Here is a 26352-nt window from a genome sequence, read left to right on the forward strand (position 1 = left end):
CATCGTGATAGATCTTCTCCTCGATGACCGTTCCATCGAGATCATCAGCGCCAAAACGCAGCGCGATCTGCGCGATCTTCGGCGTCAGCATCTGCCAGTAGGCCTTGATGTGCGCGAAGTTGTCGAGCACCAGCCGGCCGATAGCGATCTGCTTGATGTCGCTCATGCCGGTCGTCTTCGGCAGGTGCTGCAGCGGCGTGTTGTCCGGGTGGAAGGCCAGCGGGATGAAGGTCTGGAATCCGCCCGTCTCGTCCTGGAGCGCGCGCAGCTTCAGCAGGTGGTCGACGCGGTCCTCGTCGTTCTCCACGTGCCCGTAGAGCATGGTGGCGTTCGACTTGAGGCCGATCTCGTGGGCGGTGCGCGCGGTCGCGAGCCACTCGTCGCCGTCGATCTTGTGGTCGCAGATGACGCGGCGCACGCGGTCGATGAAGATCTCCGCCCCGCCGCCGGGCAGCGAGTCCACGCCCGCTTCCTTCAGCTTGAGCAGTGTGTCCTTGATCGAAAGCTTCGCGCGGCGCGCGAGATACGCGATCTCGACCATCGTGAACGCCTTCAAGTGCACCTGCGGAAAGCGCTGCTTCAGCCCGCGGATGAGGTCGAGGAAGTACTCGAACGGCAGGTCAGGGTGCAGCCCGCCGACGATGTGGAACTCGGTCACGGCTTCCGAGTAGCCCGAGGCCGCGGTCTCCCAGGCTTCCTCGAGCGCCATGGTGTAGCTGCCCTCGGAGCCCTGCTTGCGGCCGAAGGCGCAGAGGCGGCACGCCGCCACGCACACGTTCGTCGGATTGATGTGGCGGTTGACGTTGAAATACGTCGTGTTGCCGTGCATCCGCTCGCGCACCTGGTTGGCGAGCCAGCCGATGGCGAGAATGTCGCCGGAGCGGTAGAGCGCGAGCGCGTCGTCGGCCGAAAGCCGCTGCTGTGCCAGGACCTTCTCCGCGATCGGCTTCAGCCGCGCGTCGTCCGTCTGGAATGCGTGGGACATCTGAGCTTCATGATAACCGATGCGCGGGCCGCCCCGGCCGCATGGAATCTGGTTTTGAACGCTCGGGCCGCCTTTGAACGCTAAGCCCTTATTGCACCTCGATAGCGTCGTTGGAGAGATGGATCTCCATCTTTAATTGGACGTAGGCAGTGGAGCCAGATCCGCCTTGAGCCTGGACGACCGAGAATCTTTTCAGACGCTTCGCCTTGAAGCCCTGAGCCTCGGCTTCGATCATGTAATCGCCCGGCGGAGTTCGAACCTCGCATAACCTCCTGAGTCCGTTTGCTCCGCCGCGAACGGTGTCCCTCTCTTTTCCGTCGACTGGATCGCCACATCGGCATTGCTGATGGGCAGCCACATCGGGTCCACCAACTGCACGACCACACTTGGGTGCTCCACTGTCTTTCGCGGCATTTCCTGGCAGGGCGCGGAGCTCAGCTGCAGCAGTAGTACCAAGAGTGGCCACATGGCGGGACTCCTTCCTTGGAACCTGAACGGTCAAGGTAGCTGGTCTTGCAAGCAAGAGAACGCCGGAGCCGAAGCCCCGGCGGTGAAGATGCGGCCGGCTACAGCTTGGTGACGTTGGCGGCCTGGGCGCCTTTCGGTCCGTCGGTCACGTCGAACTCGACCGCCTCGCCCTCGTTGAGCGAGCGGTAGCCCTCACCCTGGATGGCGGAGAAGTGGACGAAGACATCGCCTCCCTGCTCCCGTTGGATGAATCCGTATCCCTTGGTCGCGTTGAACCACTTCACGGTGCCACGTTCTCTTGCCATCGCGTGTATCGCTCCTTTTCGAGGCCGCGCCCGTCGCAAAAACGAAATCCCCGAAAGCCACAGGCCTTCAGGGAGCGGTCAGCGGTATTGCTCGTGCTTCACGTGCGCGAACTCGGCGGGATTATAGGACGGCAGGCGCGGGAATGCTAGTTTTCTGCTAGCGGCGCAGCAGGACGTCGGCGGCGACGAACACGAAGAACACCACTGAGATCACGCCGTTCATGGTGAAGAACGCGGCGTTCAGCTTGCTGAGGTCGCGGGCAGAGACGAGCGAGTGTTCATAGGCAAGCAGCACGCCGACCAGCGCGATGCCGGCGGCGCCGATGGCGCCGAGGTGAAAGAGCAAGGCGAGCCAGACCAGCAGGCCGAGCATGGCGAGGTGCAGCCCACGGGCGATCCAGAGCGCGTTCGCGATCCCGAGGAAGCGCGGTATCGAGTGCAGGCCCTCGCGGCGATCGAATTCGTAGTCCTGGCAGGAATAGAGGATGTCGAAGCCGCCCACCCAGAAGGTGACCGCGGCGGTGAGTACGAGGATCCGTGGGTCGAGGGCGCCGCGGATGGCGATCCAGGCCGCGGCGGGAGCGAGGCCGAGCGCGAAGCCGAGCACCAGGTGCGACCAGCGCGTGAAGCGCTTGGTGTAGGAGTACAGCAGCACGATGGCGAGGGCGACAGGCGAGAGATAGAGGGCCAGGCGGTTCAGTCGCGCGGCGGCGAGGATCAGCGCGCCCGAAGCGACGATGACGAACAGCGCCACGAAGCGCTTGCTCAAGCGCCCGGCGGGCAGCGCGCGCGTCGCAGTGCGCGGATTGGCGGCGTCGATGTCGGCGTCCGCCAGGCGGTTGAAGGCCATCGCCGCGGAGCGGGCGGCAACCATCGCGACGATGATCCACGCCAGTTGCGCAGGGCGCGGCCAGCCGCCGGCGGCGAGCACGGCGGCGGTGAGGGCAAACGGGAGCGCAAAGATCGAGTGCTCCCACTTGATCATTTCCAGTGTGATTCGCAGGTCGCGTAGCACTGGCGAGATTCTAGCGCGCCCGCGGAGTCGAGGGCGCAACAACCGCCGCCCGGTTGTGCCCGGCGGCGAGAAAAAGAAGGCACGGCATCGCTGCCGTGCCTGGGGAGAAGCCCTGCTTATCGCGGCTTCTGGTTCGCTACCGCAAGGTTGTTGGTGACGGCGAAGACGCCGGAGACGCCGTTGGCGCGGATGCCGGCGATGTTCTTGTCGCCGTCGTTCAGCACCTGGCCGGCGAGCGTGACCTTGCCGTTCTCGACGATGATGCGGATGGGCTGCTGCGGATCCATCGCATACTTCGAGAGCACCGGGTCGCCGTAGATGGCGCGCGCCACGCGGACGCGCAACTGGTCGTCCAGGATGGAGGCGGGCGAGACTTCGACGTTGTCGATGACGTCCTTCACGCCGGGCGTGTTCTCGACGATGGCCAGCGCCGACGCCTTGTCGGTGTCGGTGCGGGCGGTGCCGCCGAGGGTCACGATGCCGTTCTTCACGTCGAGCGTGAAGTTGTTGAAGGTGTTCCCGGCCGTGACGTTGCGCCCGACGCCCATGATCAGCCCCTGGTCGACGCGGTCATAGCGCAGCTTGTCGGCGAGCGTGTTGTAAAGCTCGTCATCGGAGACGCTGCTCGAGACTTCGAGCTTGTTGACGGTGTCGGAGACGCCCTTCACGTGCTGCGCCTTCTTCTCGGCGCGCACCTTGTCGGAGTACTTCTCCACCGACCCGGTGAGGGTGGCGACGCCGTCGGAGACGGCGACCTTCACATTCTGGAATTCCTTCTTCTTGCCGAGCTCCTGCTGGGCGGCCTGCTGCGTCTGCGCGTCGTTGCCGCCCTGCGGCAGCGCCGCGGCCGAGACCGCCAGCAGCGCCGTCACCAGCGCCGGAGCCAGGAAACGCTTCACTGTGCCCCACATGTCCCTTCTCCTCTCGATTTAACCGTTTGGTTAATTTGGATGATGTCGCTACCCGTTTGGTTGCGAAAAAGTAGGCCTGGGGCCGGTATCCGGAGCCTGACCGGGGAGATGCCGCGGGCGCCGGCCGCGCGGGCTAGCGCTTGCGGCTGCGCAGCTTTATGTCGAAACCGACGACGCCGTTCTGGTCGCGCACCGCCACGATGGACACGTTGCGATTGATGTTGAACTCCACCTGGATGATCTGCTGGGCGGACTGGGTGAGGTTGGTGATGTAGGTGAGCGTGACCTTGTCGGAGACCTGCTGCTCGATCGTGACGCGGGCATTGGGGTTCGACTCGGGGCCGCCGGCCTGCGGGTCGATCTTGATCTTGGAGATGCCGAACAGCTTCTGCGCGCGCTGACTGATGGTGGCGTTGAGCGCCTGGCCGAGGATGGCGTTGGACGCCGTCTCGGTGAAGGACTGCTGCGAGGTGGGCTGGAGCACCTGCTCTTCCTGGGTGCGGCCGAGCGCGAGCAGCGCGATGATGTCGCCGGTCGGCAGCGGCGGATCGGAGTGGTAGGTGGTGCTCAGCTTGTCGAGCGTGCCGTGGAAGCCGAGGGTGATGTCGTACTCGCGCACGCGCGCGCTGGCTTCGATGTTCAGCACGGGCTCGATGCGAACGGGATTGGTGAGGGTGATGTCGCCGCGCTCCAGGTGGTACTTGGTGGAATTGAAGAAGACGTCGCCCTGGATGACGTTGACCTTGCCGAGGATCACGGGGTGCGCCGCCGTCCCGCGCAGGTGAAGGTCCACGTTGCCGGAGACCTTGGCCAGAGAGGTCTCGACTTGGAGCTCGGGGGTGGAGACGATGTGGACGTCGAAGCGCAGGTTGTTGAGGGGCGAATCGGGCTTCGGCATGGCGGGCGGCTGCTTGGAGCGCGCCAGATAGAGGGCGAAGTCGAAGCGCGGGTTCAGGCCGAAGCGCGTGACGGTGACGTCGCCGGAGAGCAGCGAGTTGGCGGTGGTGCCGACGAAGCGGAGGTCGGCGTTGGCGAGGGCGCTGACGCCAGGCGGATAGCGCAGGCGGATGTCGCCGCTGTGCGCGGAGAGGTTGAAGTAGATGCCGTTGGCGTAGCTGATGAAGCCGCCGAGCTCGAGCAAGCCGCCGCCGCTCTTGGCGGTCAACTTCTCGACCTGGAGGCGGTTCTCGTTGAAGACGAGGGCGCCGTTGATGTTGGAAAGGCCATTGGGCAGGTCGATGAAGGAGATGCCAGCCTCGCGGATCTCGACGCGGCCCTGCATCTGGGGTTTCTGCGTGGTGCCGCGGATGTTGAGGGCGAGCGTGGTCTCGCCGTAGCCGAGCAGGTCGCGGTTGAAGGTCTGGACAAGCTTGAGGTTGACGCGGCCGTCGGCGCGGACGTCGAGTTCGTGCGCGCCGCCGATGCCGACGCTGCCCGAGGCCTGCAGGTCGGTCTGATCGCCGACGAGATGCAGGCTCTCCACACGCAGGACCTCGTTGGCCATGGCGAAGCGGATGGGCCCCTGGTTGTTGATGCGCAGCTTCTCGATCTCGGCGGAGATCTGGTCAATGCTGCCCTGGACGGTGAGCCGCCGCCAGGACCGCAGCGGGCCGCTCACGTCGACGGCGCCGACCATCTGCGAATGGCCGGTCACGCGGCCCTGCAGGTAGGCGCGGAGGATGGGATCGATGTCGACGTGGGCGAAGCGCAGGCGCATCTGCGCGGGAAAGTCGCCGCGAAGGCGGACGTCGCCATCGAGCGCGAGCTCGGCGTTCTCGAGATGGGAGCGCGCGGTGAGCTTCATGTCGGGGCCGTGGGTGACCGCCGAGGCTTCCAGGTCGCCGGTCTCTTCCCCGTTGAGGACTAGGTTCCGGACCGAGAGCTTGCCGTTGATGACCGGCTCTTCCACCGTGCCCGAACCCTGCGCGGAGAAGCTGGCCACGCCCTCCACGGTGAAGCGCGGGGTCTGGAGCTGACGGAAGCCGGCGAGCTGAAAGTCGGCGCCGCGCAGGTCGAAGCGGAAGGTGTTGGCGCCGGTGTCGTAGGCGGCGTTGCCGGTGATGCGGGCGCCGTTATGGGCGAAGACGAGGTTGTTGAGCTGGGCCTCGCGGCCGGCGAGCCGCAGGTCGGCGGTGAGCGACTTGTAGGGCTCGCCGTAGATAGACCCGCCGGCGAGCTGGATCCCGCCGCCGCCGCGCATGTCGTTGCGCGTTCCGGTGACGGTGAGCGACGCGTTCAGCGTCCCGGTGACCGGGTAGTCGTAGCCGAGAAGCGTCTGAAGATCTTTCACGTCGGCGTCGCGGATGCCGAGCCGCGCCTGGAAGGCCGTGCTGTCGTTGAAGGCGCCCTTGACGAGTTGCGCGCTCGCCTCGACGTCGAGCCGCGCCTTGCCGCGCGTGAGCGTGCCCTGGCGGATGGCGGCGAGCGATGGCGTGTATTCCACGTCGCCGACGAGCGAATCCCAGTGGACGCGCGTGCGCTGCGGCGGGGGCGCCGGGGCGCCCGCAGCGGGTTGCGCTTCCGGCGGCGGCTCGTTCTGTGACAGCACGAGGATGGTGTCGAAGTCGGTGACCTCGAGGTGGCCGGCGGCGGAGGGCTGCGCGAGCTTGCCGAAGACGCGTCCGGTGAAGGAGGCGCGGCCGTTGACCTGGACCGGCAGCGGCCCGGTGCGATGGAGCGCGGCGAGCGCGGGCTCGAACTCGCGCAGGTCGTTGGTGTTGAGCGCCACGTTGAGCCGCGCGGTCTCGGAGCCGAACGTGCCGGCGGCATTGAGGCGCGTCGCGCGGGTCGCGAGGCTCAGTTCGGCGACCTGGATGACCTGCGAGCGCCCTTGGTAGGCGGCGCGCACGCGGGCGTTGACCGGCAGTTGCTGCGGCGCGGGATTGGGCGGCGGAGCGACGTCGAGCGCGATGTTCGCTTCGAAGTTGCGCGGCGAGCCGAGCCACTGCAGGTCGAGCGTACCGTCGGCCGCGCCGACCGGCTGGACCTTCGAGAGCGGCAGCCTGGGGGTGGAGAGCGCGGCGGCGACCTGCGCGACGCTGATGCCGGAGAGCTTCAGGTTCGCGAGTCCGCGCTGCGGCTGGCCGGCGGTCGGCTTGGTTCTGGCGCCGGTCTTTTCGGCGGCCTCGGACCAGTGGAAGACGTCGGCCTGGCCGGAGAGGCGTCCGCCGTAGACCGTGCCGGTCAGGCTGCTGATGGAGATGCGGTCGCGCGTGGCGGAGTAGTTGGCGCTGGCGTTGAGGCCCGGGACTTCCATGCCGGGCTGCGCCCAGGTCACGTTCTGCAAGGTGACGCGGCCGGAGGTCGAGATGTCGGCGACGGTGTAGGTTCCCTGCCCGCCGGCAGCGAGCTTGCCGGAGCGCAGCTGCGGCGTGCGCGAGATGGCGCCGAGTTCGGCGAGGTCGAGCGAGACCTGGTAGGCGGCCTTGATGCGCGGGTCGTTGAAGTTCTCCATGCTGCCGCTGGCGTCGATGCGCGATTTCGCGGAGGCCCAGTGCAGCGCCTTGAGCTCGGCGGTCGAGCGCGCCAGGCTGAACTCGACCTGGAGGTTGGAGCGCACCGGCAGGAAGTTCGTGTAGCGCGCGTCCATCTGGCCGATCTCGAACTTTCCGTTGTAGCGCTGCGCGAACAGGTCATAGCCCATCTCCGCTTTCACATCATTGCCGGAGAAGTTGAAAGGGATGCGGTGGTCGTTGAATAGCAGCATGCCGTCGACGATCTCGGCGTGGTCGACCTGGAGCTCGAACAGGCGCTCGACCGGCGACTTCTTGCTCTCGGTCTTGACCTTGGGGACGGGCTGGTTGGTGCTGCCGTCCGGGAAAACGATGATGTGGATGACGGGGTGCTCGATACGCACGTCGCGCAAGCCGACTTCGCGGCCGAAGAACGAGAGGATCTTGGCGCGGGCGTAAAGGCGGTCGGCGTGCGCGTAGGGGATCTCGTCGGGGCCTTCGAGGCCGTGCAGGGTGACGTCGATGGCCTCGGCCTCGAGGCGCGAGACGTTCCAGCGGAAGTGCTTCATCTCGACGCGGGCGCCGGTGACGCGTTCCAGTTCGGTGACGAGCTTGCGCCGGACAGTGTTCTGGAAGCTCGAACTGGTGAGGTAGAGCCCGGCGGCGATGACGATGGCGAACAGCGAGAAACCGATGGTCGCGCGGCGGATGAGGCGGCGGCGACGGCGGCGGCGCAAGCGCAGCTCGGCTTCCGTGCTCATCGTGCCCTGGCCTCCGACTTCGGCGCCTTCTCCTCGAGCCGCTGGATGCGCGACTGGGTGCGCAGGTTCTTCAAGTAAGCGGTGAGGAGTTCATCGATACGCTGCTGCACCAGAAGCTCTTCGATCTGGTCCGAGATCTGCGGCAACGGGGGCGGGTTCAATCCTTTCGACCGCAACTCGGGAACAAGCGTGTCGCGGTAATAGGCTTCGACGTTGCGCGCGTCGATATGGATGCTGGGGCGGAAGCGGAGGTCGACGAAGCGCAGGATGTCGAGGTAGCCGGCGATGTGGGAGCGGACGTCGTCCTCGGTGAGGCCGTAGCTGGTGAGCAGGGAGCGCCACTGCTGGTCGTCGGCGGCGGGCGCGAGCTGGTGGCGGAGGTTGGCGACCTTGGCGTCGACCTCGGCGGCGGGGACCGGGCGGTAGGTGGTGAGGCCGATCTCCTGGAGGATGAGTTCCTGGTCGACGAGGCGATCGAGGGCGGCGTCGCACTCGGCGTCGGTGAGCGTGTTGACGGCGCGGCCGGAGGAGAGCGCTTCGAAGCGGATGGCCTCGTCCCACTGGCTGGCGAGGATGATGCCCTTGTTCACGACGACGACGACGCGGTCGAGCGTCTCGGCAGTGGCGAGCGCGCCCACGAGCAGGAGGAGCGCGAGTTGGAGACGGCGAGTCGTCATGGCTAGAACGTCTGCCCGATGGAGAAGAAGAAATTGAAGTGCGACAACGTGTCCGAGCGCGTCTCGCGGCGGATCGGGAACGTCGGTGGGTTCAGGTTATACCCAAAGTCAACGCGCACGGGGCCGATGGGGGTGCGGTAGCGGATGCCGGCGCCCAACGCCTGCGAGTTGTAGTTGAAGTCGCAGCGCGCAGTGACCGTCAGCAGCTCGCACTGGCTCTTGTGCGGCTGCGAGACGCGGAAGAGGCTGGGGAAGATGTCGCTGGCGGTGGCGAAGACGTTGCCCATGTCATGGAAGAAGACGAGGCTGAGGTTGTTCTCGACCAGCGGGAGCGGAATGGTCGGCGTGCGCAGCTCCAGGTTGTTGATGAACATGCCCTCGCCGCCGAGGGGGAAGCCGGTCTCGCGGTCGCGCGGGCCGGCCTGGTTGATGGCAAAGCCGCGGTGGGAACTCGATCCGCCGCCGAAAAAGCGCTCGGGCAGCGGGACGAATCCGGCGGGGCCGAAGGGCTTCTCGATGCCGAGGCGCGTGGAGCGCGCGAACACCCAGCGCTTCTTGTCGAAAGTGAACGCGTGGTAGGTGTTGTTCTGGATGAGGAAGCGGGAGAAGCTGGCCTCGGAGCCGAGGAACTCGGGCGCGACGCCCATGTCGGCCAGGGTGTAAGTGCCCTTGGTGGTCTCGAGAGGGTCGTCGCGCTTGTCGCGGATGTAGGTGAGGCTGGGCATGCCGATGCGCACCGGGCGCGAGAACAGCGGGATGAGGAAGGGGTCGATGACGAGCGTGCGCGGGTCGACCTTCACGCGGCGGTAGGTCATGCGATAGAGCAGGGTGGTGATCTTGCTGACCTTGTGCTCGATCTGCGCGGAGCCTTCGAGACGCTGGGCGGTGAAGGTGCGGACGTCGCGGGTGTCGTCAAAGAAGGCGGTGATGGTGAGCTTGAGGTCCTCGTTGTCGAACCAGCGCGGGGCCTCGTAGCTGAAGAGGCCGCGCTGCTGCAGGCGGCCGAAGCGGGACTTAAAGATGAGCGTGTGGTTGCGCCCCATGAAGTTGATGCGGGTGACGTCGAAGGAGACGCGGGGGCTCACACCGGTGCGGCCTTGGGGGTCGGTGGCGCCCGGCTCGGAGCCGGTGGCAATCTCGATGCCGAAGCCGTAGTTGAAGGTCCAGCGGCGGGCCTCGGTGAGCTGCAGCAGGACGTTCTTCTCGCGCGCCTCGCCGTCCGGGTTCTGGATGGCGATGTTGACCTCGTTGAAGATGCCGAGGTCGTAGAGGCGGCGCTGGGTCTCGAGCATGTCAGCCTGGCTGAGCGGCGCGCCGTTGTGCACCTGGAGCTCGCGGTCGACGACGTAGGGGCGGGTGAAATGCAGGCCGGCGATGAGGACGCGGTCGATGAAGACCGGCTGGCCTTCCACGATGCGGTAGGTGACGTCCATGCGCTGAGGATCGCCGGGCATGGGCTTGGCTTCCGACTCGAACGAGACCTGGGGGAAGCCGTGGTCGAAGTAGTAGTTGACGATGGCGTCGCGGTCGGTGGCGACGTTGAAGTCGGAGTAGGGCTGGCCCTCGCTGGTGTTGAGCAGCTGGCGCAGCGTCTCGTCGGAGATGGAGTTGTTGCCCTCGATGGCGAGGGTGCGGACGCGCGTCTGGGGGCCTTCCTTGATGGTGAGTGTGACGCGCATGCGTCCGGTCTCGCCCTGGTAGTCGTCCTGCACGTCGCCGGTGACCTGCACGTCCTGGAACCCGTTGGAGCGGTAGAGGTCCTCGATGGAGCTGATGTCGCGCGAGAGCATGGACTGGCTGAAGCGTCCGTGGGAGAGCAGCCATCCGGCGGGCTGCAGCAGCATGCGCTCGCGGATGATGTCTTCGGGGAAGTATTCGTTCCCCTGGATGATGAGGTCGGTGAGCTTGTGGCGCTCGCCCTTCTCGATGATGTACTCGACATGACGGTGGTCGCCCTCGGCCGGTGGCTGGCGAAAGTTGACGTCGACGTCGAAGTAGCCCTGCGTCTGGAAGTAATCGCGCAGGTTGCGGCGGCCCTCGTTGAGCAGGTCGTCGTCGACCGCGTTCTCTTCGTAGATGGGGATGTATTTCTTGAGCTTCCCCTTGCGGATCTTGGCGCCCCGCAGGTGCAGGTCGATGGTCGGGCCGCGATCGACCTGGAAGGTGTAGTCGACGGTGTTGGTGGCGAGCTGGTACTCGGAGCGCAGCAGGACGACGTCGGCCTCGAGGCGGTCCTTCTTGTTGTACTTCTTGCGCAAGCGGTCCATGGCGCGCTGCGCCTTGCCGCTGGTCACCTTGTCGCCGGTGTAGAGCTGCGAGATCGAGACCATCTCGGCAGGGGTGTAACCGAAATCGCCCTGGAAAACGACGGCGCCCACGCGGGCGCGCTCCCCGGCCGTGATGTGGAAGAGCAGGTCGACCTGCTGCGTCTCGGGATGGCGCTGCTCCTCGGCCGCGACCTCGGACTGGAAGAATCCCTGGTCGCGCAAGACGTTCTTGATGCCGTCGATCGCGGTGGCGATCTTTTCCGGCAACAGCAGCTCGCCCAGATCGAGCTTAGTGGCGTTGCGGAGCTGGCTGTCGGTGGGCCCGTAGCGCGGGATGCCGGACATCCGGATCCACCCGATGAAGTAGTTGGGCTCGCCGACGAAGGTGAGGTCGACTTCGCCCGTCGCGGTGCGCTCCGCGTCCACGTGGACCTCGGCGAAGCGGCCGGTGGCGTGCAGCGCCTGGATGCTGCGGCGGACCTTGTTGCGGTCCAGGGGCTGGCCGACTTCCTGGACTACGCGCTCGCGTAGGCGCGGCTCATCCGGGATGGCGCCGGCGAAACGGATCTCGTGGACCCGCAGCCCGCTGAAACGCGCGAGCGCGGAGAACTCCGCGATGTGAGTCTGGGAGGGCTGCGCCGGCGTGGAGTGCGGTGGGGGCGGGGCGGTCTGGGCGAGCGCGGGCGCGCCGGCGCACACCAGCGCCAGCAGCCACAGCCACGTGCGAAGTCTCTGGGAGATCGCTTTCAGCGCCGCCAATATTGTCTTGTCGCCCTTCGCAGTCGTGTTCAGGCGTCGGATCCAGGTCCCGGGTGCACGAATAGACGAGAGAGACCGACCAGCGGCGGCAGGCCCGGCCATGCCGCTTGCTCTCTCGAACCCTATAATAAAAGGTTCGTTGCCCTTTGCCGATTCGGAAATCCTCGACCGTGGACCCGACCGAACGTTATTCCCGCCAGTTGCTGTTCCGCCCCCTCGGGGCGGAAGGCCAGCGCAAGCTGGCTGCCGGCCGTGTCGCGGTGGTTGGATGCGGGGCGACCGGCTCCGCGGTGGCTGCGCTGCTGGCGCGCGCGGGGGTGGGCACGCTGCGCATCATCGACCGCGACTACGTGGAACCCAGCAACCTGCAGCGGCAGGTGCTGTTCGACGAGCACGACGCCGCCGAGTCGCTGCCCAAGGCGATCGCCGCGGCGCGGAAGATCGCGGCGTTCAACAGCGACATCGTCGTCGAACCCCACGTCGCCGACCTCACGCCGGCCAACGTGCGCGAGCTGCTCGGCGAGAGCGATCTCGTGCTCGACGCCACCGATAACTTCGAGACGCGCTACCTGGTGAATGACTACTGCGTGGAGCAAGGCCGTCCGTGGATCTATGCGGCGGCCGTGGGCAGTTACGGCGTGACCATGAACATCGTGCCGGGCGAAACGGCGTGCCTGGCCTGCGTCTTCCCTGCTCCGCCGCGGGGCGTGGTCGAGACCTGCGACACTTCCGGCATCCTGAACTCGGCGGCCAACCTGGTGGCGTCGCTCGAGGCCACCGAGGCGCTCAAGTTCCTGGTGGGGGCGCGGGACCAGGTGCGGCGCACGCTGCTCTCGTTCGACGTGTGGACGAATGAGCGCTCCGAGATCTCCGCCGGGAAGCCGAGGCCGGATTGCCGCGCGTGCGGCGAGCGCGATTTCGTCCACCTGGCCGGCGAGTCGCGGCCGCAGATCACGCTGTGCGGCCGGAACTCCGTGCAGATCCACGAGCGGCAGCGCCCGGTGGACTTCGAAGAGATGAAGCTCCGCCTGGAGCCGCATGGCCAGGTCCGGCACAACGACTTCGTGCTGAAGTTCTTCCGCGCGCCGTACGAGCTGACGCTGTTCCCCGACGGCCGCGCCATCATCAAGGGCACCACCGACACCGCGGTGGCACGCTCGCTGTATGCGCGATTTATCGGGTCGTAACTGGCCCTCCCAGCCTCTCAACCGATAGCAGCAAATCCTGTGCAGCGGCTGGCATCCCCTGTTAATCAGGTAGTAATCCAACTCCCTTAGTCCCACGTTGTAGGGAGAACCCCATGCATCGCCTGAGTTTGATCGTCATCCTGATCTTCGCCGCCGCGTCCGCGTTCGCGCAGACCAGCAGCAGCAGCGGCTCTACCCCGGCAGCGCCGCCGTCGGGCTCCTCGGTCACCGCCACCTCGCCCGCCTCCGGAACAAACACCGGAGCCAGCGCCGACACCAACGCCAACACGCCGGCGCCGGCCACCACCAGCGCGGCTCCGCAGCCGGCACAGCCGGGCACGGCGCTGCCTCCGGCTCCGGGCACGACCAGCACCACCACGAATCCCGCGCCCGCCACGAGCAACACCACGGTGAACACGACGGGCGTCGTAGGCACCGGCAACGCGGCGCCGGGCGCCGTCTCCCCCGAGATCCACTTCGAGACGGTGATGCCGGCTCCAGGCGCGACCAGCAACATGCCGGGCGCGCCGGCGGGCGCGACCAGCTCGCCGACCACGCCGGGAACGATCTCGGCGCCGACGACCTTCAGCGTGGGCGTGCAGAAGAACGCCATCCAGCCGCAGGCGAACCCGAACGCGGAAGAGGCGCCGGCCGCCTACCTCGACCTGAGCGGCAAGAGTTTTGCCGGGGCGACCACGACGGCGCAGCCGGCGGACAACCGCAGCCTGGCGGAGATCGCGGCGCAGTACAAGCGCGGGCGCGTGACGCAGGCGGGCAAGGTCTTCACCAACGAAGACATCGCGCGGCTGAACGCGCGCAGCGACGTGAACGTGATGGGCGCGCAGGACAACGCGGCGCTCCCGCAAGGCGAGGAAGCCGCGCCCGCCGACCAGCAGCAGCCGCAGGGGCCGCCGAAGGGGAAGAAGCGCAGCCCGTTCGCGCCCAAGCTGCCCAAGTAAGCCGACCCACGTCCGACGTCCGCACGCGCCGGCAGGCGGAGCCGAACATGGCGCGCGCTCACGGGCCTCGCACTCGCGAGGCCCGTTGTTTTTTGCTCGCTCGGAATGACCGTGGTTAGGGGGACTATCTGCTATCTTGTTGCGTTCCTGCTGCTCGTCAGGAGATGACGCATGGCTGACGCGGTCCCAAACTCCGGCTTGCCGCGCCCTTCCCTCGCCTACCGCTGGCTGGTGCTGTTCTTCCTGAGCATGGCGATGTTCGGGAACTACTACATCTTCGACAGCATCAACCCGCTGGTCGACATCTTCAAAGACCAGCTGGGCTTCTCCGCCACGGTCATCGGCTACCTCAACAGCTTCTATAACGCAGCGGCCATCATCGCGCTCGCGGTGGGCGGCATCATCGTCGACCGCTTCGGGACGAAGAAGTCCATCACCCTGTTCGCGATCCTCTGCCTGATCGCTTCCGTATGGATGGTCCTGAGCGGCAAGGCGTGGTCGATGCTGGGCGCGCGCTTCCTGCTCGGCATGGGCGCGGAGCCGCTGATCGTCGCGGTGACGACCGCGCTCGCAAAATGGTTCAAGGGGAAGGAGTTGAGCTTCGCGTTCGGCGTGAACCTGCTGATCGCGCGCGCGGCGTCGTGGCTGGCGGACAACACGCCGACGTGGGCGTCGTGGTCGTACGACGGCACCTGGTACCGCCCGCTGTATATCGGGGTGATCGCCGGCGGCATCTGCGTCGCCGCGGCGGTCACCTACTGGATCTTGGAAGCGCGCGCCGAGACGCGGTTCCAGGTCGGCGAAGCAGCCGCGACTGACAAGCTCAAGATCAAGGATGCCTTCCTGTTCGGCCGGACGTTCTGGTACATCGTGGCGCTGTGCGTCACGTTCTACGCTACCGTGTTCTCGTTCCGGCTGTTCGGGATCGACTACTTCATGAGCGCGCACGGCCGGACGCGGGAGAGCGCCGGCGCCCTGAATGGGTTCTTGCCGCTGATGTCGATGTGGGCGACGCCGGTATTCGGGTTGATCGCCGACAAGGTCGGCAAGCGCGCGACCTTCATGCTGTTCGGCTCCGTGCTGATGCCCATCGTGTTCGTCATGATGGGCTACTCGCACGTCACGCTCTGGATACCGGTCGGGATGCTGGGCGTGGCGTTCTCGCTCATCCCGGCCATCATGTGGCCGTCGGTGGCGTACCTGGTGGAGGAGCGGCGGCTGGGCAGCGCCTATGCCCTGATGACGCTATGCCAGCAAGTCGGCTGGCTGGCGATGAACCAGGCCATCGGCTTCAGCCAGGACAAGTTCAATGCCAGCCCGAGCAATCCTCCGGGTTACCTGCCGATGCTCTGGATCCTGGCCGGAGTGAGCCTGGCCGGCATCCTGTTCTCCTTCCTGCTGTGGCAGGCGGAGCGCGGAAAGCAGGCGCATGGGCTGGAGACCATCAAGGCGTAGCCGGATGGCGTAGCCGGACTTGTCGCCGTTGCGCTTCGGTCCGGCTCAGGGCAAGGAAACGGCAAAAACCTGCCGCCGCCATCCGCGCTGGATTAGTACAGATGCCGGGAAACGAGGAGCCGCTAGGCAACTAAAGTGGCAGCTTTTACACTCTCTGTTACAGCGGCACACCCGGGAGCGGGGGCGGCCGCAGCGCAGGACCGGCCCAAGGTCTCATAAGTCCCGTGATTCCAGTCGAGTGGCGGGAATTCTCAGAGCAGCAGTACAACGAATCAGCTACTTAGCCGCATCTATTTGAATAAGCGGCCTGCTAAAGGCGCAATTGACACAAGCGAAAAAACTGATAGCTCCCGGGCTCTCAGAGGCAGAGGCGATCCAGCGGGCCCAACGGGGTGACGCGGAAGCTTTCGAAGCCCTTTATGGGCTGCACAAGCGACGCGTGTACTCGCTCTGCCTGCGAATGACCGGGAACACGGCCGAGGCCGAAGACCTCACGCAGGAAGCGTTCCTGCAGCTGTATCGCAAGATCGCGACGTTCCGCGGGGAGTCGGCGTTCTCGACCTGGCTGCATCGGCTGGCGGTGAACGTCGTGCTGATGCACCTGCGCAAGAAGGGACTGCCGGAAGTCTCGCTGGAAGAGACGATGGAGCCCCAGCAGGAAGACGGCCCGAAGAGAGACATCGGCGCGCGTGACAACGTGCTGGCCGGGTCGATCGACCGGGTGAACCTGGAGCGGGCGATCGAGAGCCTGCCGCCGGGCTACCGGATCATCTTCGTGCTGCACGACATTGAAGGGTACGAGCACAACGAAATCGCGGAAATGATGGGGTGCTCGATCGGCAACAGCAAGTCGCAGCTGCACAAGGCCCGCATGAAGCTGCGCGACCTGCTCAAGTTGAGCAAGGCGGAACAGAAAGCGAGCCGCAGGTAAGACCCGAGAAGAGCCGCAAAGGCCGCCGGGAGCAGTCGAAAAGCAACAGAGGAAGTTTTCGGGGAGAGGAAGTACAAGAACATGACCTGCGCAGAGTTTCAGAAGGCGCTGCCGAGCATCATCGATGGCGGTGCGAGTCCGGAGCAGGAAGCGCACCTGAGGGATTGCGCGGTGTGCTCGGACCTGGTCCAGGACCTGCGGTACATCGCCGAACAGGCGAAGCTGCTGGTGCCGATGCACGATCCGAGCCCGAAGGTGTGGGCGGGGATCCAAAGCTCGCTAGAGCGGGAAGGGTTGGTGCGGCCGACAACGGCCGGCCGATTTCAACCGGCGCTGATCCCCGGAGGCGCGCGCTGGGGGAACCTGGCGCGCTGGGGAGCCATCGCGGCGCTGGCGCTGGTGGCGGTGTGGATCGTGGGCACGCGCATGAGCCCGACGAGCGGCACGCCGACGGCGAACGTGCCAACGCCGGCGCATGACGCCGCGGGCGACGCCGACGATCAGCAACTGATCGCGGTCGTGCAGCAGCGGCGGCCAGAGCGCGCGGAAGTCTACAGGCGCAGCCTGCAGGACGTGAACTCCTACATCGCAGACGCGAAGAAGAGCCTGGAGGAGAATCCGGGCGACGAGCAGGCGCGCGCGCACCTGATGCAGGCGTACGAGCAGAAGGCGATGCTGTACGACATCGCGACCTCGGGGCCGACGCAATGAAGACCGGCGCAGGAGCAACGGCGGGATCCCACGGCGCCGTGCCGACGACCGGCAGGAGAGGACGTATGGGCAAAGCCAACTTCGGGCTGCGGATCGCCGCGATCGCCCTGCTGGCGACGGGAGCTCTCGCCGCCGACAAGCGCAACGAATTCAAGTTCAACGCCGCCAGCGGGTCGAGCGTGACCGTGACCAACCTGCACGGCGCGGTGACGGTGAAGAGCGGCGCGGGCCGCCAGGTGCTGATCGTCGCGACCACGCACTCCGACCAGATGGCGGTGGAAGCGAACCAGTACGGCAGCCGCATCGACGCACGCACCAGCGGCAAGGCCGCGGGCGACGCCGCGCGCGTGGAGTACGAAGTCACGGTGCCGGCCGACGTGGACATCACCGTCCGCGGCGGCAGCGGGAGCGTGCGCGTCGAACGCGTGCGCGCCGACGTCGAAGTCGAAGCAGATTCGGGGCGCGTGGAAGTGCGCGACTCCTCGAACGGGCACGTGCACGTCCGCACCGTGGACGGCCCGGTGAACCTGTTCTCGCTCAGCAACTCGCACATCGAGGTGACCACGGTGAGCGGCGACGTCACGCTGAAAGCCGTGACCGGTCCGCACCTCAACGTGAACGCCGGCAAGGGCAGCATTTACTACGACGGCGACTTCGGCGGCTCGGGCGAGTACATCCTCACGAACAACTCCGGGAACATCGAGGTCACGGTGCCGGCGAGTGCCGCCATCAGCCTGAAGGCGCACTCCATCCGCGGCAGCGTGCAGAACGACCTCGCGGGGCAGGAGATGCCGGGCATGCAGGCCGGCGCGCCACGTTCCCTGGTAGGCACCTCCAAGGCCGCTTCCTCCTCGGTCGACCTCCGTTCCTTCAGTGGTAAAATCCGCGTCAAGAAGCAGTGAAAAACCGGTGGCGGCGAAAGCCGCCACCGTTCACGCACACGATGACGCCGAGTCGCACCGTATTCCTGACGGGATTCATGGGCGCCGGCAAGACGAGTGTGGGCGCCGCGCTCGCACGGCGCATGGGATGCGCGTTCCACGACCTGGACGCGCTCATCGTGGAGCGCGCGCGGCAGAGCGTGGCCGAGATCTTTGAGACTTCAGGCGAAGCCGGTTTCCGGCGGCTGGAGAGCGAGGCGCTCGCGGCCTTGCTCGAGCGGCTCGGCGACGCGCCGGCGGTCATCGCGCTGGGCGGAGGGACGTTGGAAGACGCGGCGAACTTGCGGGCAGTGCGGGAGCGCGGCATCCTGGTGGCGCTGGAGGCGCCGCTCGAGACGCTGCTCGCGCGCACGCGTCGCACGCCCGGGACGCGCCCGCTGGCGCTGGATGAAGCCGGCTTCCGCAGGTTGCATGCGCGGCGCCAGGCGCTCTATGCCGCCGCCGACGTGCGGGTGGATTCCGCCGCCGGCGACGTGGAACAGGTGGCGGCGCGGGTGCAGGATTCGATCGAGACTGGCATGGCTCATCGGAGGCAGAAGTGAAGCGATCGCTCGTAGCCCTGGCAATACTGATCTCCCTCGCCCTGTTCGCTGCCGCGGCGGCCGCCAAGAAAGAGAGCGGCACGACGGTGGATTCCGGCAGCTTCGAGGTGCTGGTCGACGGCAAGCGCGTCGGCACCGAGCACTTCAAGATCCAGCAGAATGCCGCCGGCAGCGTCACCACCTCGACCATCAAGGTGGTGGCCGGAACCAAGGCCGAGCAATCTTCCACCCTGCAGCTCAACGCAACCGGTGAATTGGTGCACTATGACTGGAAAGAGTTGAGCCCGGGCAAGGCCCAGACCACGGTCGAAGTCAGTGGCGGCATTCTTCTGCAGAAGGTCACACTCGTGGCCGGGAAGAAGCCCGACGAATTGCCGTACATGACGCCGCCGTCCACCTTCATCCTGGACGACAACTTCTTCACCCACCGGCAACTCATCGTTTGGCGATATCTCGGCGGGAACTGCGGGACGAAGGATGGGAAATTCGCATGCGTCCCCGGGAAGCTGGGGATCCTCGTCCCGGCGCAGCACATCAAGGCCATCGTCGCGCTGGAGCTGGTCGGACTCGAAAAGATCTCGTGGAAGGGCTCGGAGCGAGAGGTGCTGCACGTCAAGCTGACGGCCGACGAGATCGCGTGGGACATCTGGGTGGACCCGGCGGATTCCTACAAGGTTCTCCGCATCCTCATCCCGGCGAATAAGACCGAGGTCCTGCGCACGTAGGGTCCGTCGCACCTGGAGGCCGGTTGGCAGCCGATCAGCGCAAGAACATCCTGTTCGCCTACGGCGTGGCGCTATTCCTGTTGTTCATCTATCTGGCGCGCGGCGTCGTGCTGCTGGTGTACGTCTCGGCGCTGGCGGCGGTCGTGGTCTTCCCCGCGGTCGAGCAGGTACAGCGGCTGCGCATCGGGAAATGGCATCCCAGCCGCGGGCTCGCCATCCTGCTGGTGATCGTGGCGGGGCTCGCCGCGCTGACCATCTTCTTCATCTTCGCGCTGCCGCCGGTGTTCCACGACCTGCGCACCCTGGCGGAGGAAGCGCCGAGCCGCACCGCCGAGCTGAACGAGCGCTTCCATCGCATCCCGTATGCCGACCGCATCGACCTGGGCGCGCTGCAGCAGCATGCCACGGCGGCACTGGGCGGGCTGCTGGGGCTGTTCAAGGGAGTGGCGGGCGGCGTGTTCGCCTTCTTCAGCTGCCTGATCATGACGGCGTACTTCATCATCGACGGCGAGCACGCGTTCCAGTGGGCGATGTCGCTGTTCCCTGCGCGGCAGCGCGCGCGGCTCGACCCCACGCTGCGGCGCGCGCAGCGGCGGGTGCGCAACTGGCTGATCGGGCAGCTCGCGCTCATGCTGATCCTGGGCGTGGCGGCCTTCGTGGTCTTCGGACTGCTGCACGTGCGGTACTTCTACCTGCTGGCGGTGATCGCGGGCCTGGCCAACATCATCCCGATCGTGGGTCCCATCGTGTCGCTGATCCTGGCGTCGCTGGTGGCATCGACGGACGGCTGGGCGAAGCTCTCCGGCGTGCTCATCTTCTACCTGGTCTACCAGCAGGTGGAGAATGCGTTCCTGACGCCGAGGATCATGAAGCAGACGGTGGACCTGCCGCCGGTCGCAGTGATCATCGCCCTGGCGCTGGGCGGAGCGCTGGCGGGCGTTCCGGGCGCGCTGGTAGCGGTGCCGACGGCCGCGTGGGTCGCGGTGCTGATCGACGAGTACGTGGTGAAAGGGAACGAGCCCGAAACCAGCGCGAGCTAGCCTACTTCGCCGCCCCCGCCGCCTGCTCCGGGATCTTGACGTTACGCAGGAACTCGGCCGCGGCTTCCGGCAACACCACGTTGATGAACATCCCGGAGCCGAGCTCGAAGCCGGCGACCTTGGTGAGCCGCGGGATGATGCTGATGTACCAGTGGTAGTACTTCACGCCGCGGCTCTCAGCGGGCGCGGTGCGGATGGCGTAGTTGAAGTCGGGATTCTCGAGGCCGTAGTAGAGCTTGCCCAGGATCGTCTTCATGACCCGCGCCAGGTCCACCAGCTCCTCCTCGTTGATGTCCCCGAAGCTCGCCATGTGGCGCTTGGGATAGACGTGCGTGACGAAAGGGGTGGGCGAGGCGAACTGCTCGCCGGCGATGAAGTGCTCGCTCTCCAGGACGATGCGCGTACCCTCCTGCACCTCTTCGTGGTTGAGCTGGCAGAAGATGCACTCGCCGTACTCGTCGTAGTGGCGCAGCGCCTCCTCGAAACGCTCTCGCACCTGGTGCGAGATGACCGGGATGGCGATGAGCTGCGAGTGCGGGTGCTCGAGGCTGGCGCCGGCGGTGCCGCCATGGTTCTTGAAGATGATGATCTGCTGGACGCGCGGGTCCTGCGAGATCTCGTCGTAGCGCTGCTTGTAGGCGCGGAAGATATTCGCGACGTGGGACTCGGGCAGGAGCGCGGTCGTGAGGTTGTGCTGCCGGCCTTCGACGATGACGTCATGGATGCCGACGCCGTTGATGGTGCGGCGCGAGCGCTCGATCCGGCGCGTCGGCTGGCCTTCGCGGGCGAGCGCGGAGAACTTGTTGGGGACCACGCGGATCTGCCACTTGCCGTCGTGGTCGAGGTGCATGATCTCGGGGGGCGCGAGCGCCTCGTTGCCACCGCAGAACGGGCAATTCTCGCTGTATTCCGGGAGCGGCTTCACGTCGCGCTTCACGCTGAGCTGCTCCGGGCGCTTGGCGCGCTCGGTCGCGATGATGACCCACTCCTTCGTGACACGGTTCTGGCGTAGCTCGGGCATGGCAGCCTCGCGGGCCAGCGATGGGGGCTTTGGCTGGCAGATCAGTGCGCTGCGGAGCATATCAAAACCCGCTCCAGCAGCGGCCAAAAATCGCCCCGGAAGCGGGATGGTAAAATCGCTTTTCACTCGGAACGGACAATGGTGAACAGCAAGACGCCTGTGGGCATCCTGGGCGCGACCGGCATCGTCGGGCAGCGCTTCCTCCAGCTGCTGGAGATGCATCCGTGGTTCGAGGTCACGTGGGTGGCGGCCTCGGAGCGCTCGGCCGGACTTCCCTACGCGAAGGCGGCGAACTGGCGGCTGAAGACGCCGATCCCGGAAAAGGTCGCGAGCATGATCGTCTCGCCGGCCGATCCGAAGGACGCGCCGAAGGTGATCTTTGCCGCCCTCGACTCGAAGATCGCGCAGGAACTGGAACCCAGGTTCGCCGAGGCCGGCTGCGCCGTGGTCTCGAACTCCAGCGCCTTCCGGATGCAGCAGGATGTTCCGCTCATCATTCCCGAGGTCAACCCGACGCACCTCACGCTGATCGACAAGCAGCCGTGGCGCAAGAAGTCCGGCGGCTTCATCGTGACGAATTCGAACTGCTCGGCGATGGGGCTGGTGCTGGCGCTGGCGCCGCTGCAGCAGAGATTCGGCGTCGAGAAGGTGTTCGTGGTCACGATGCAGGCGGTCTCGGGCGCGGGCTATCCGGGGGTGGCGTCGCTCGACATCCTCGGCAACGTGATCCCGTTCATCGCGAACGAAGAGGACAAGCTGGAGAGCGAGCCGCGCAAGATGCTGGGCAGCATGAACGGCGCGGGCGCGGTGCTGGCCGACATGGTGGTGAGCGCGCAGTGCAACCGCGTTGCGGTGGAAGACGGCCACACCGAATCGGTCTCGGTGAAGCTCAAGAAGCCGGCGACGCGCGAGGAGATCATCGAGGCGTGGACGTCGTTCCGCGGCGTCGCGCAGGAGAAACGCCTGCCGAGCGCGCCGGACCAGCCCATCTTCTATGACCCGGCGCCAGACCGCCCGCAGCCGCGGCTCGACGTGGAGCGGGGCGCGGGCATGAGCGCCAGCATCGGCCGGCTGCGACCGTGTCCGCTGCTCGACTGGAAGTTCACGCTGCTCTCGCACAACACCGTCCGCGGCGCGGCGGGCGCGGCCCTGCTCAACGCGGAACTCCTCCAGGCGCAGGGCTACATCGGTTGAGCCTCGTCATGAAATTCGGCGGGACGTCCGTGGAGGACGCCGCCGCCATCACGCGCGCGGCCGCGATCGTGCAATCGCGGTTGGCGGAGCAGCCGGTCGTGGTGGTGAGCGCGATGGCCAAAGTCACCGACCAGCTGGTCGCGTGCGCCAACGCCGCCGGCAACGGCGACCGCGAGGCCGCGCTCGGCATCGCGCGCGGCCTGCGCGAGCGCCACTACACCGCCGCCAGCGAGCTGCTCGGCACCGGCGTCTTCACGCAATTCCACTCCGAGCTGGAAGGCGAGTTCGACGCGCTCGACGAGCTGCTGCGCGGCATCGCCGCGGTCGGCGAGCTCACGCCGCGGACCACCGACAATGTGCTCTCGTTCGGCGAGCGCCTCTCCAGCAAATTGGTGACGGCGGCCTTCTCGGCGCGCGGCCTGAGCGCGTCGCTGGTCGACGCGCGGCAGTGCATCGTGACCGACGACCGGCACACGCGCGCCACGCCGCTGTTCGACGAGATCAACGACGCGCTCGCCGAATACGTGCGCCCGCTGCTGGAGCGCGGCCGCGTGCCGGTGATGGGCGGCTTCATCGGCGCGACCCAGGACGGCGCGCCGACGACCATCGGCCGCGGCGGCTCGGATTTCTCCGCCGCCATCGTCGGCGCCGGCATCGGCTCCGCCCGCATCGAGATCTGGACCGACGTCGACGGCATGAAGACCACCGACCCCAACCTTTGCCCCGACGCCCGTCGCATCAAGGTCATCAGCTTCGACGAGGCGGCGGAGCTGGCCTATTTCGGCGCGAAAGTGCTGCACCCGGCGACGCTGCTGCCGGCCGTCCAGAAGAACATCCCGGTGCTGGTGCTGAACTCCCGCAACCCGAAGAACGAAGGGACGCGCATCGTGGCGCGCGCGCCGGGCTGCAAGAACCCGTTCAAGGCCATCGCGGCGAAGAAGCGCATCACCATCGTGGACGTGGTGGCGACCCGCATGCTGGGCGCGCACGGCTTCCTGAAGGCCATCTTCGAGGTCTTCGACCGCCACCGCTGCGCCGTCGACGTGGTGTCGACCTCGGAGGTCAGCGTCTCGCTCACGGTGGATTCCAATGAAGCGATCCCCGCCATCGCCGCCGACCTCGGCAAGCTGGCCGAGGTGAAGTACGAGGGCCGCAAGGCCATCGTCTGCCTGGTGGGCGAGAACATCCGCGGGACCCGCGGGGTGGCGGCCAAGGTGTTCAGCGCCATCTCCGACGTGAACGTGAGGATGATCAGCCAGGGCGCGAGCGAGATCAACATCACGTTCGTGATCGAAGAGGACGACGTGCCGCAGGTCGTCCAGCGTCTTCACAAGACGTTCTTCGCGGACGCCGACCCGGCAGTATTCGACTGAGTGGAGCGTAGAATCCCAACGATGAGACTGCTTGTCCTAGGCCGCGGGAAGACCGGCGCGCTCGTTGCCTCGGTGGCGCGCGAGCGCGGCCACGAGGTCCGGGTAATGGGCGCGGAGGAGAATCCGGGCGGCGCGGCGCTGACCCCGGATGCCCTGCGCGACGTGGATGCGATCATCGACTTCACCACGCCGCAGGCGGTGATCCCCAACATCATCGGCGCGATGCAGGCGAAGAAACCGATGGTCGTGGGCACGACCGGCTGGTACGACAAGCTGGCGATGGTGCGCGACCTGGTGCGCGAGTCGAATGGTTCCCTGCTCTGCGCGCCGAATTTTTCCATCGGCGTGAACGTGTTCTTCGAGGTCGCGCGCGCCGCCGCCGCCGCGTTGAAGCACGGCTACGCCGCCCACATCGTGGAGCGCCACCACGCGCAGAAGAAAGACGCGCCCTCGGGAACGGCGGCAAGGATGCAGCAGATCATCCAGGAGATCAGCGGCAAGGAACTGGAGATCACCAGCATCCGGGAAGGCGACGTGGTCGGCACGCACGTGATGCTGTTCGACTCGCCCAACGACACCATGATGTTCACGCACGACGCCAAGTCGCGCCGCGGCTTCGCCGAGGGGGCGGTGGTCGCCGCCGAATGGCTGCGCGGCAAGCAGGGCTTCTTCGAGTTCAAAGATGTGCTGCTTACTAAGCAAGCCGGAAAGTAGACTAGTCGCATGAATCTTCGCGGCTGCGGTACCGCCCTCGTAACCCCCTTCAAGACCGACGGCTCCATCGACGAAGCGGCGCTGCGCGCGCTGGTGAAGTGGCAGGTGGAGTCGGGCATCGACTTCCTCGTTCCCTGCGGGACGACGGGCGAAACGCCCGCGCTGGCGGCCGACGAGATCCGCCGCGTCATCGAGCTGACGATCGAAGAGGCTGCCGGGCGTGTGCCGATCGTCGCCGGCGCCACCTCGAACGCGACCCGGGAAGCGGTGGAGAAGGCCAAGGCGGTGGCAAAGATCAAGGGCGTGGACGCCATCCTGACCGCGTCGCCCTACTACAACAAGCCGACGCAGGAGGGCCAGTACCAGCACTTCAAGGCCATCGCCGAGGCGGTGGACAAGCCGCTGGTGCTCTACAACGTGCCGGGGCGGACGGCGGCGAACATCGAGCCGGCGACGCTGGCGCGGCTGGCGCAGATCAGGAACATCGTGGCGGTGAAGGAAGCCAGCGGCAACATCTCGCAGATCGCGGACGTCTTCAACGCGGTGCCGGAGAACTTTCTGGTCTTCTCCGGCGACGACGCCATCACGCTTCCGGTGATCGCGCTGGGCGGCGTGGGCGTGATCTCGGTGGCGTCGAACGAGATCCCGGCGGAGATGGGCGCGATCACCCGCGCCGCGCTCGCCAACAAGTGGAGCGACGCGCGCCGGCTGCACCGCCGCTTCCTGCCGCTGATGCAGGCGAACTTCATCGAATCGAACCCGCTGCCCGTGAAAGCCGTGCTGGCGATGATGGGGAGGATCCAGGAGAACTATCGCCTGCCGCTGGTCCCGATGAAGAAAGATACGCGCGCGAAGCTGGAGCAGGTCGCGATGGAAGCCGGCCTGATCGGCGCGCGCAAGGCCGCGAGCTAGGCGGCGCTGCTGAGCTGGGGCCGCCGGGCGAGCCGTTCATGGAGGCCTGCGTAGCCATCGGCCATGCGCTCCGCCGTGTACTTCCCTTCTACGGAGCCGCGGCACGCGGCGGGCTCGAGCTCGCCGGCGCGGCGGCTGGCCCCCGCCATCTCCTCGGCCGTCTCCACCAGGAAGCCGTTCACGCCCGGCCGGACGAGCTGCGCGAGCGCGCCTCGCCGGAAGGCGATGACCGGCGTGCCGCACGCCCACGCCTCGAGCGCGACCAGCGAGCTGGTCTCGTCGACGAGGCTGGGAAGCAGCACGGCGCGCGCGCGTCGCAGCAGCTCCAGCTTCTCCGCCAACGCCGGCCGCTCCACCCAGCGGACGTCGTGCCGCGCGATGTGCGGCTCCACGCACTCCGCGAAATAGCGGCGGTGATAAGCGAAGGGATACACCTGACCGGCAAGCACCAGCGGAAGCTGCGCGCGCTCGGCGGCTTCGATGGCGAGGTGCGCGCCCTTCTCGACACAGACGCGGCCGAGCCACAGCAGGTAGTCGCCCTTTTCCGCGGTCAGCGGAAAGCGCTCGAGCGCGATGCCGTTCTCGACGACGCCGGCGAGGTTCGGCAGGTCGCGGAAGTCGCGCGCCTGCGACGCGGAGACGCAGTTGAACGAGACGTTGGGCGCGATGTTCGCGAAGAGCTCGCGCGGATACATCCGGCGCGGCAGATGCAAGGTCGCTAGCACCGGGACGCTGGCTTCGTGGGCATGCTGCCAGAGAGCGCCGCTGTGGTCGTGGATGAGGTCGAAGGAGCGCGAACGGAGAGCCGCCAGGACCTTCTGATGGAGCGCTTCCTGCCGCTCCGCGAGGTGGTCGTCGGCAACGGGAGGCGGGCCGATGGCAAGCAGTTCGCCGGTGACGCGCGAGCCGTCGCAGGCAGCGACGGTGGTGCGGTGTCCGCGCGCGAACATCTCGGCCTCGAGCGTGTGCAGCACCTGCTCCGCGCCGCCGCAGCTCTGGTCGCTGACAGGCAGCAGCGGATACGCGATGTACAGGATGCCGGCCATC

General features: G+C 66.8%; 22 protein-coding genes. 13 read left to right on the forward strand and 9 right to left on the reverse strand.

What is annotated here, in order from left to right; translation table 11 throughout:
- From mqnE to bamA, 7 genes are all read right to left on the reverse strand, one after another.
- The coding region (gene mqnE / locus VLA96_07630; protein HSE49058.1) for an aminofutalosine synthase MqnE at positions 1 to 985 on the reverse strand (985 nt) is incomplete at its 3' end.
- Between the two features lie 566 nt (positions 986 to 1551).
- Positions 1552 to 1758 (reverse strand): cold-shock protein, encoded by a 207-nt coding sequence (locus VLA96_07635; GenBank protein HSE49059.1) that lies wholly within the window; start codon positions 1756 to 1758, stop codon positions 1552 to 1554.
- A 157-nt stretch (positions 1759 to 1915) separates the two neighbouring features.
- Positions 1916 to 2773: a UbiA-like polyprenyltransferase gene (locus tag VLA96_07640; protein ID HSE49060.1), complete on the reverse strand. Its 858-nt coding sequence runs from the start codon at positions 2771 to 2773 to the stop codon at positions 1916 to 1918.
- Between the two features lie 116 nt (positions 2774 to 2889).
- The gene (locus VLA96_07645) at positions 2890 to 3672 is read right to left on the reverse strand and encodes a BON domain-containing protein (GenBank protein HSE49061.1); all 783 of its coding nucleotides are present in this window, start codon (positions 3670 to 3672) and stop codon (positions 2890 to 2892) included.
- Positions 3673 to 3817: 145 nt separating this feature from the next.
- Entirely contained in the window at positions 3818 to 7897 is a 4080-nt protein-coding gene (locus VLA96_07650) for a translocation/assembly module TamB domain-containing protein (protein HSE49062.1), read from the reverse strand.
- Positions 7894 to 8574 carry a hypothetical protein gene (locus VLA96_07655; GenBank protein HSE49063.1) on the reverse strand — a complete coding sequence of 227 codons (681 nt, stop codon included), beginning with the start codon at positions 8572 to 8574 and terminating at the stop codon, positions 7894 to 7896. The genes VLA96_07650 and VLA96_07655 overlap by 4 nt, the downstream gene beginning before the upstream one ends.
- Before the next feature lie 2 nt (positions 8575 to 8576).
- The gene (gene bamA / locus VLA96_07660) at positions 8577 to 11600 is read right to left on the reverse strand and encodes an outer membrane protein assembly factor BamA (protein HSE49064.1); all 3024 of its coding nucleotides are present in this window, start codon (positions 11598 to 11600) and stop codon (positions 8577 to 8579) included.
- Positions 11601 to 11770: 170 nt separating this feature from the next.
- Here bamA and VLA96_07665 point away from each other — a divergent pair, with 170 nt between their 5' ends.
- The 9 genes from VLA96_07665 to VLA96_07705 all read left to right on the forward strand — a co-directional run bounded on the left by VLA96_07665 (position 11771) and on the right by VLA96_07705 (position 20091).
- Complete coding sequence (locus tag VLA96_07665; protein ID HSE49065.1) at positions 11771 to 12787, forward strand: ThiF family adenylyltransferase; 1017 nt, start codon at positions 11771 to 11773, stop codon at positions 12785 to 12787.
- A gap of 113 nt (positions 12788 to 12900) precedes the next feature.
- The gene (locus VLA96_07670) at positions 12901 to 13746 is read left to right on the forward strand and encodes a hypothetical protein (GenBank protein ID HSE49066.1); all 846 of its coding nucleotides are present in this window, start codon (positions 12901 to 12903) and stop codon (positions 13744 to 13746) included.
- 171 nt (positions 13747 to 13917) lie between these two features.
- Positions 13918 to 15201, forward strand: coding sequence for an MFS transporter (locus VLA96_07675; protein HSE49067.1), 1284 nt, complete (start codon positions 13918 to 13920; stop codon positions 15199 to 15201).
- A 322-nt stretch (positions 15202 to 15523) separates the two neighbouring features.
- A complete protein-coding gene (locus VLA96_07680) occupies positions 15524 to 16132 on the forward strand; it encodes a sigma-70 family RNA polymerase sigma factor (protein HSE49068.1) in 609 nt (202 codons plus the stop codon).
- A gap of 81 nt (positions 16133 to 16213) precedes the next feature.
- Positions 16214 to 16843, forward strand: coding sequence for a hypothetical protein (locus VLA96_07685; protein ID HSE49069.1), 630 nt, complete (start codon positions 16214 to 16216; stop codon positions 16841 to 16843).
- Between the two features lie 65 nt (positions 16844 to 16908).
- Positions 16909 to 17745: a DUF4097 family beta strand repeat-containing protein gene (locus VLA96_07690; GenBank protein ID HSE49070.1), complete on the forward strand. Its 837-nt coding sequence runs from the start codon at positions 16909 to 16911 to the stop codon at positions 17743 to 17745.
- A gap of 41 nt (positions 17746 to 17786) precedes the next feature.
- Positions 17787 to 18326 (forward strand): shikimate kinase, encoded by a 540-nt coding sequence (locus tag VLA96_07695; GenBank protein HSE49071.1) that lies wholly within the window; start codon positions 17787 to 17789, stop codon positions 18324 to 18326.
- On the forward strand, positions 18323 to 19051 hold the full coding sequence (locus tag VLA96_07700; GenBank protein ID HSE49072.1) for a hypothetical protein: 729 nt from the start codon (positions 18323 to 18325) through the stop codon (positions 19049 to 19051). Before VLA96_07695 ends, VLA96_07700 begins: the two co-directional genes overlap by 4 nt.
- A 23-nt stretch (positions 19052 to 19074) precedes the next feature.
- Positions 19075 to 20091: an AI-2E family transporter gene (locus tag VLA96_07705; protein ID HSE49073.1), complete on the forward strand. Its 1017-nt coding sequence runs from the start codon at positions 19075 to 19077 to the stop codon at positions 20089 to 20091.
- A 1-nt stretch (position 20092) separates the two neighbouring features.
- On the opposite strand, the gene galT is transcribed toward VLA96_07705, so the two are convergent.
- Positions 20093 to 21112, reverse strand: coding sequence for a galactose-1-phosphate uridylyltransferase (gene galT, locus VLA96_07710; GenBank protein HSE49074.1), 1020 nt, complete (start codon positions 21110 to 21112; stop codon positions 20093 to 20095).
- A gap of 138 nt (positions 21113 to 21250) precedes the next feature.
- Here galT and asd point away from each other — a divergent pair, with 138 nt between their 5' ends.
- Genes asd through dapA form a run of 4 tightly spaced genes read left to right on the forward strand, consistent with a single transcriptional unit; the run spans position 21251 to position 25305 of the window.
- Entirely contained in the window at positions 21251 to 22306 is a 1056-nt protein-coding gene (gene asd / locus VLA96_07715) for an aspartate-semialdehyde dehydrogenase (protein HSE49075.1), read from the forward strand.
- Positions 22303 to 23679, forward strand: coding sequence for a lysine-sensitive aspartokinase 3 (gene lysC / locus VLA96_07720; GenBank protein HSE49076.1), 1377 nt, complete (start codon positions 22303 to 22305; stop codon positions 23677 to 23679). Before asd ends, lysC begins: the two co-directional genes overlap by 4 nt.
- 21 nt (positions 23680 to 23700) lie before the next feature.
- On the forward strand, positions 23701 to 24393 hold the full coding sequence (locus VLA96_07725; GenBank protein HSE49077.1) for a dihydrodipicolinate reductase C-terminal domain-containing protein: 693 nt from the start codon (positions 23701 to 23703) through the stop codon (positions 24391 to 24393).
- Between the two features lie 9 nt (positions 24394 to 24402).
- A complete protein-coding gene (gene dapA / locus VLA96_07730) occupies positions 24403 to 25305 on the forward strand; it encodes a 4-hydroxy-tetrahydrodipicolinate synthase (protein ID HSE49078.1) in 903 nt (300 codons plus the stop codon).
- On the opposite strand, the gene VLA96_07735 is transcribed toward dapA, so the two are convergent.
- Entirely contained in the window at positions 25302 to 26351 is a 1050-nt protein-coding gene (locus tag VLA96_07735) for a glycosyltransferase (protein ID HSE49079.1), read from the reverse strand. The two genes, dapA and VLA96_07735, sit on opposite strands and share 4 nt — an antisense overlap.
- Between the last annotated feature and the right edge of the window lies 1 nt (position 26352).

The organism is Terriglobales bacterium (assembly GCA_035457425.1).
Classification (GTDB): Bacteria; Acidobacteriota; Terriglobia; order Terriglobales; family Acidobacteriaceae; genus JACPNR01.

Coding starts and splice junctions, on each gene's coding strand:
- VLA96_07695 (HSE49071.1), top strand. CDS start 17,787: ATGACGCCGAGTCGCACCGTATTCCTGACGGGATTCATGGGCGCCGGC.
- dapA (HSE49078.1), top strand. CDS start 24,403: ATGAATCTTCGCGGCTGCGGTACCGCCCTCGTAACCCCCTTCAAGACC.
- VLA96_07635 (HSE49059.1), bottom strand. CDS start 1,758: ATGGCAAGAGAACGTGGCACCGTGAAGTGGTTCAACGCGACCAAGGGA.
- VLA96_07670 (HSE49066.1), top strand. CDS start 12,901: ATGCATCGCCTGAGTTTGATCGTCATCCTGATCTTCGCCGCCGCGTCC.
- galT (HSE49074.1), bottom strand. CDS start 21,112: ATGCCCGAGCTACGCCAGAACCGTGTCACGAAGGAGTGGGTCATCATC.
- VLA96_07735 (HSE49079.1), bottom strand. CDS start 26,351: ATGGCCGGCATCCTGTACATCGCGTATCCGCTGCTGCCTGTCAGCGAC.
- VLA96_07655 (HSE49063.1), bottom strand. CDS start 8,574: ATGACGACTCGCCGTCTCCAACTCGCGCTCCTCCTGCTCGTGGGCGCG.
- VLA96_07725 (HSE49077.1), top strand. CDS start 23,701: ATGAGACTGCTTGTCCTAGGCCGCGGGAAGACCGGCGCGCTCGTTGCC.
- VLA96_07685 (HSE49069.1), top strand. CDS start 16,214: ATGACCTGCGCAGAGTTTCAGAAGGCGCTGCCGAGCATCATCGATGGC.
- asd (HSE49075.1), top strand. CDS start 21,251: ATGGTGAACAGCAAGACGCCTGTGGGCATCCTGGGCGCGACCGGCATC.
- VLA96_07690 (HSE49070.1), top strand. CDS start 16,909: ATGGGCAAAGCCAACTTCGGGCTGCGGATCGCCGCGATCGCCCTGCTG.
- VLA96_07650 (HSE49062.1), bottom strand. CDS start 7,897: ATGAGCACGGAAGCCGAGCTGCGCTTGCGCCGCCGCCGTCGCCGCCGC.
- VLA96_07675 (HSE49067.1), top strand. CDS start 13,918: ATGGCTGACGCGGTCCCAAACTCCGGCTTGCCGCGCCCTTCCCTCGCC.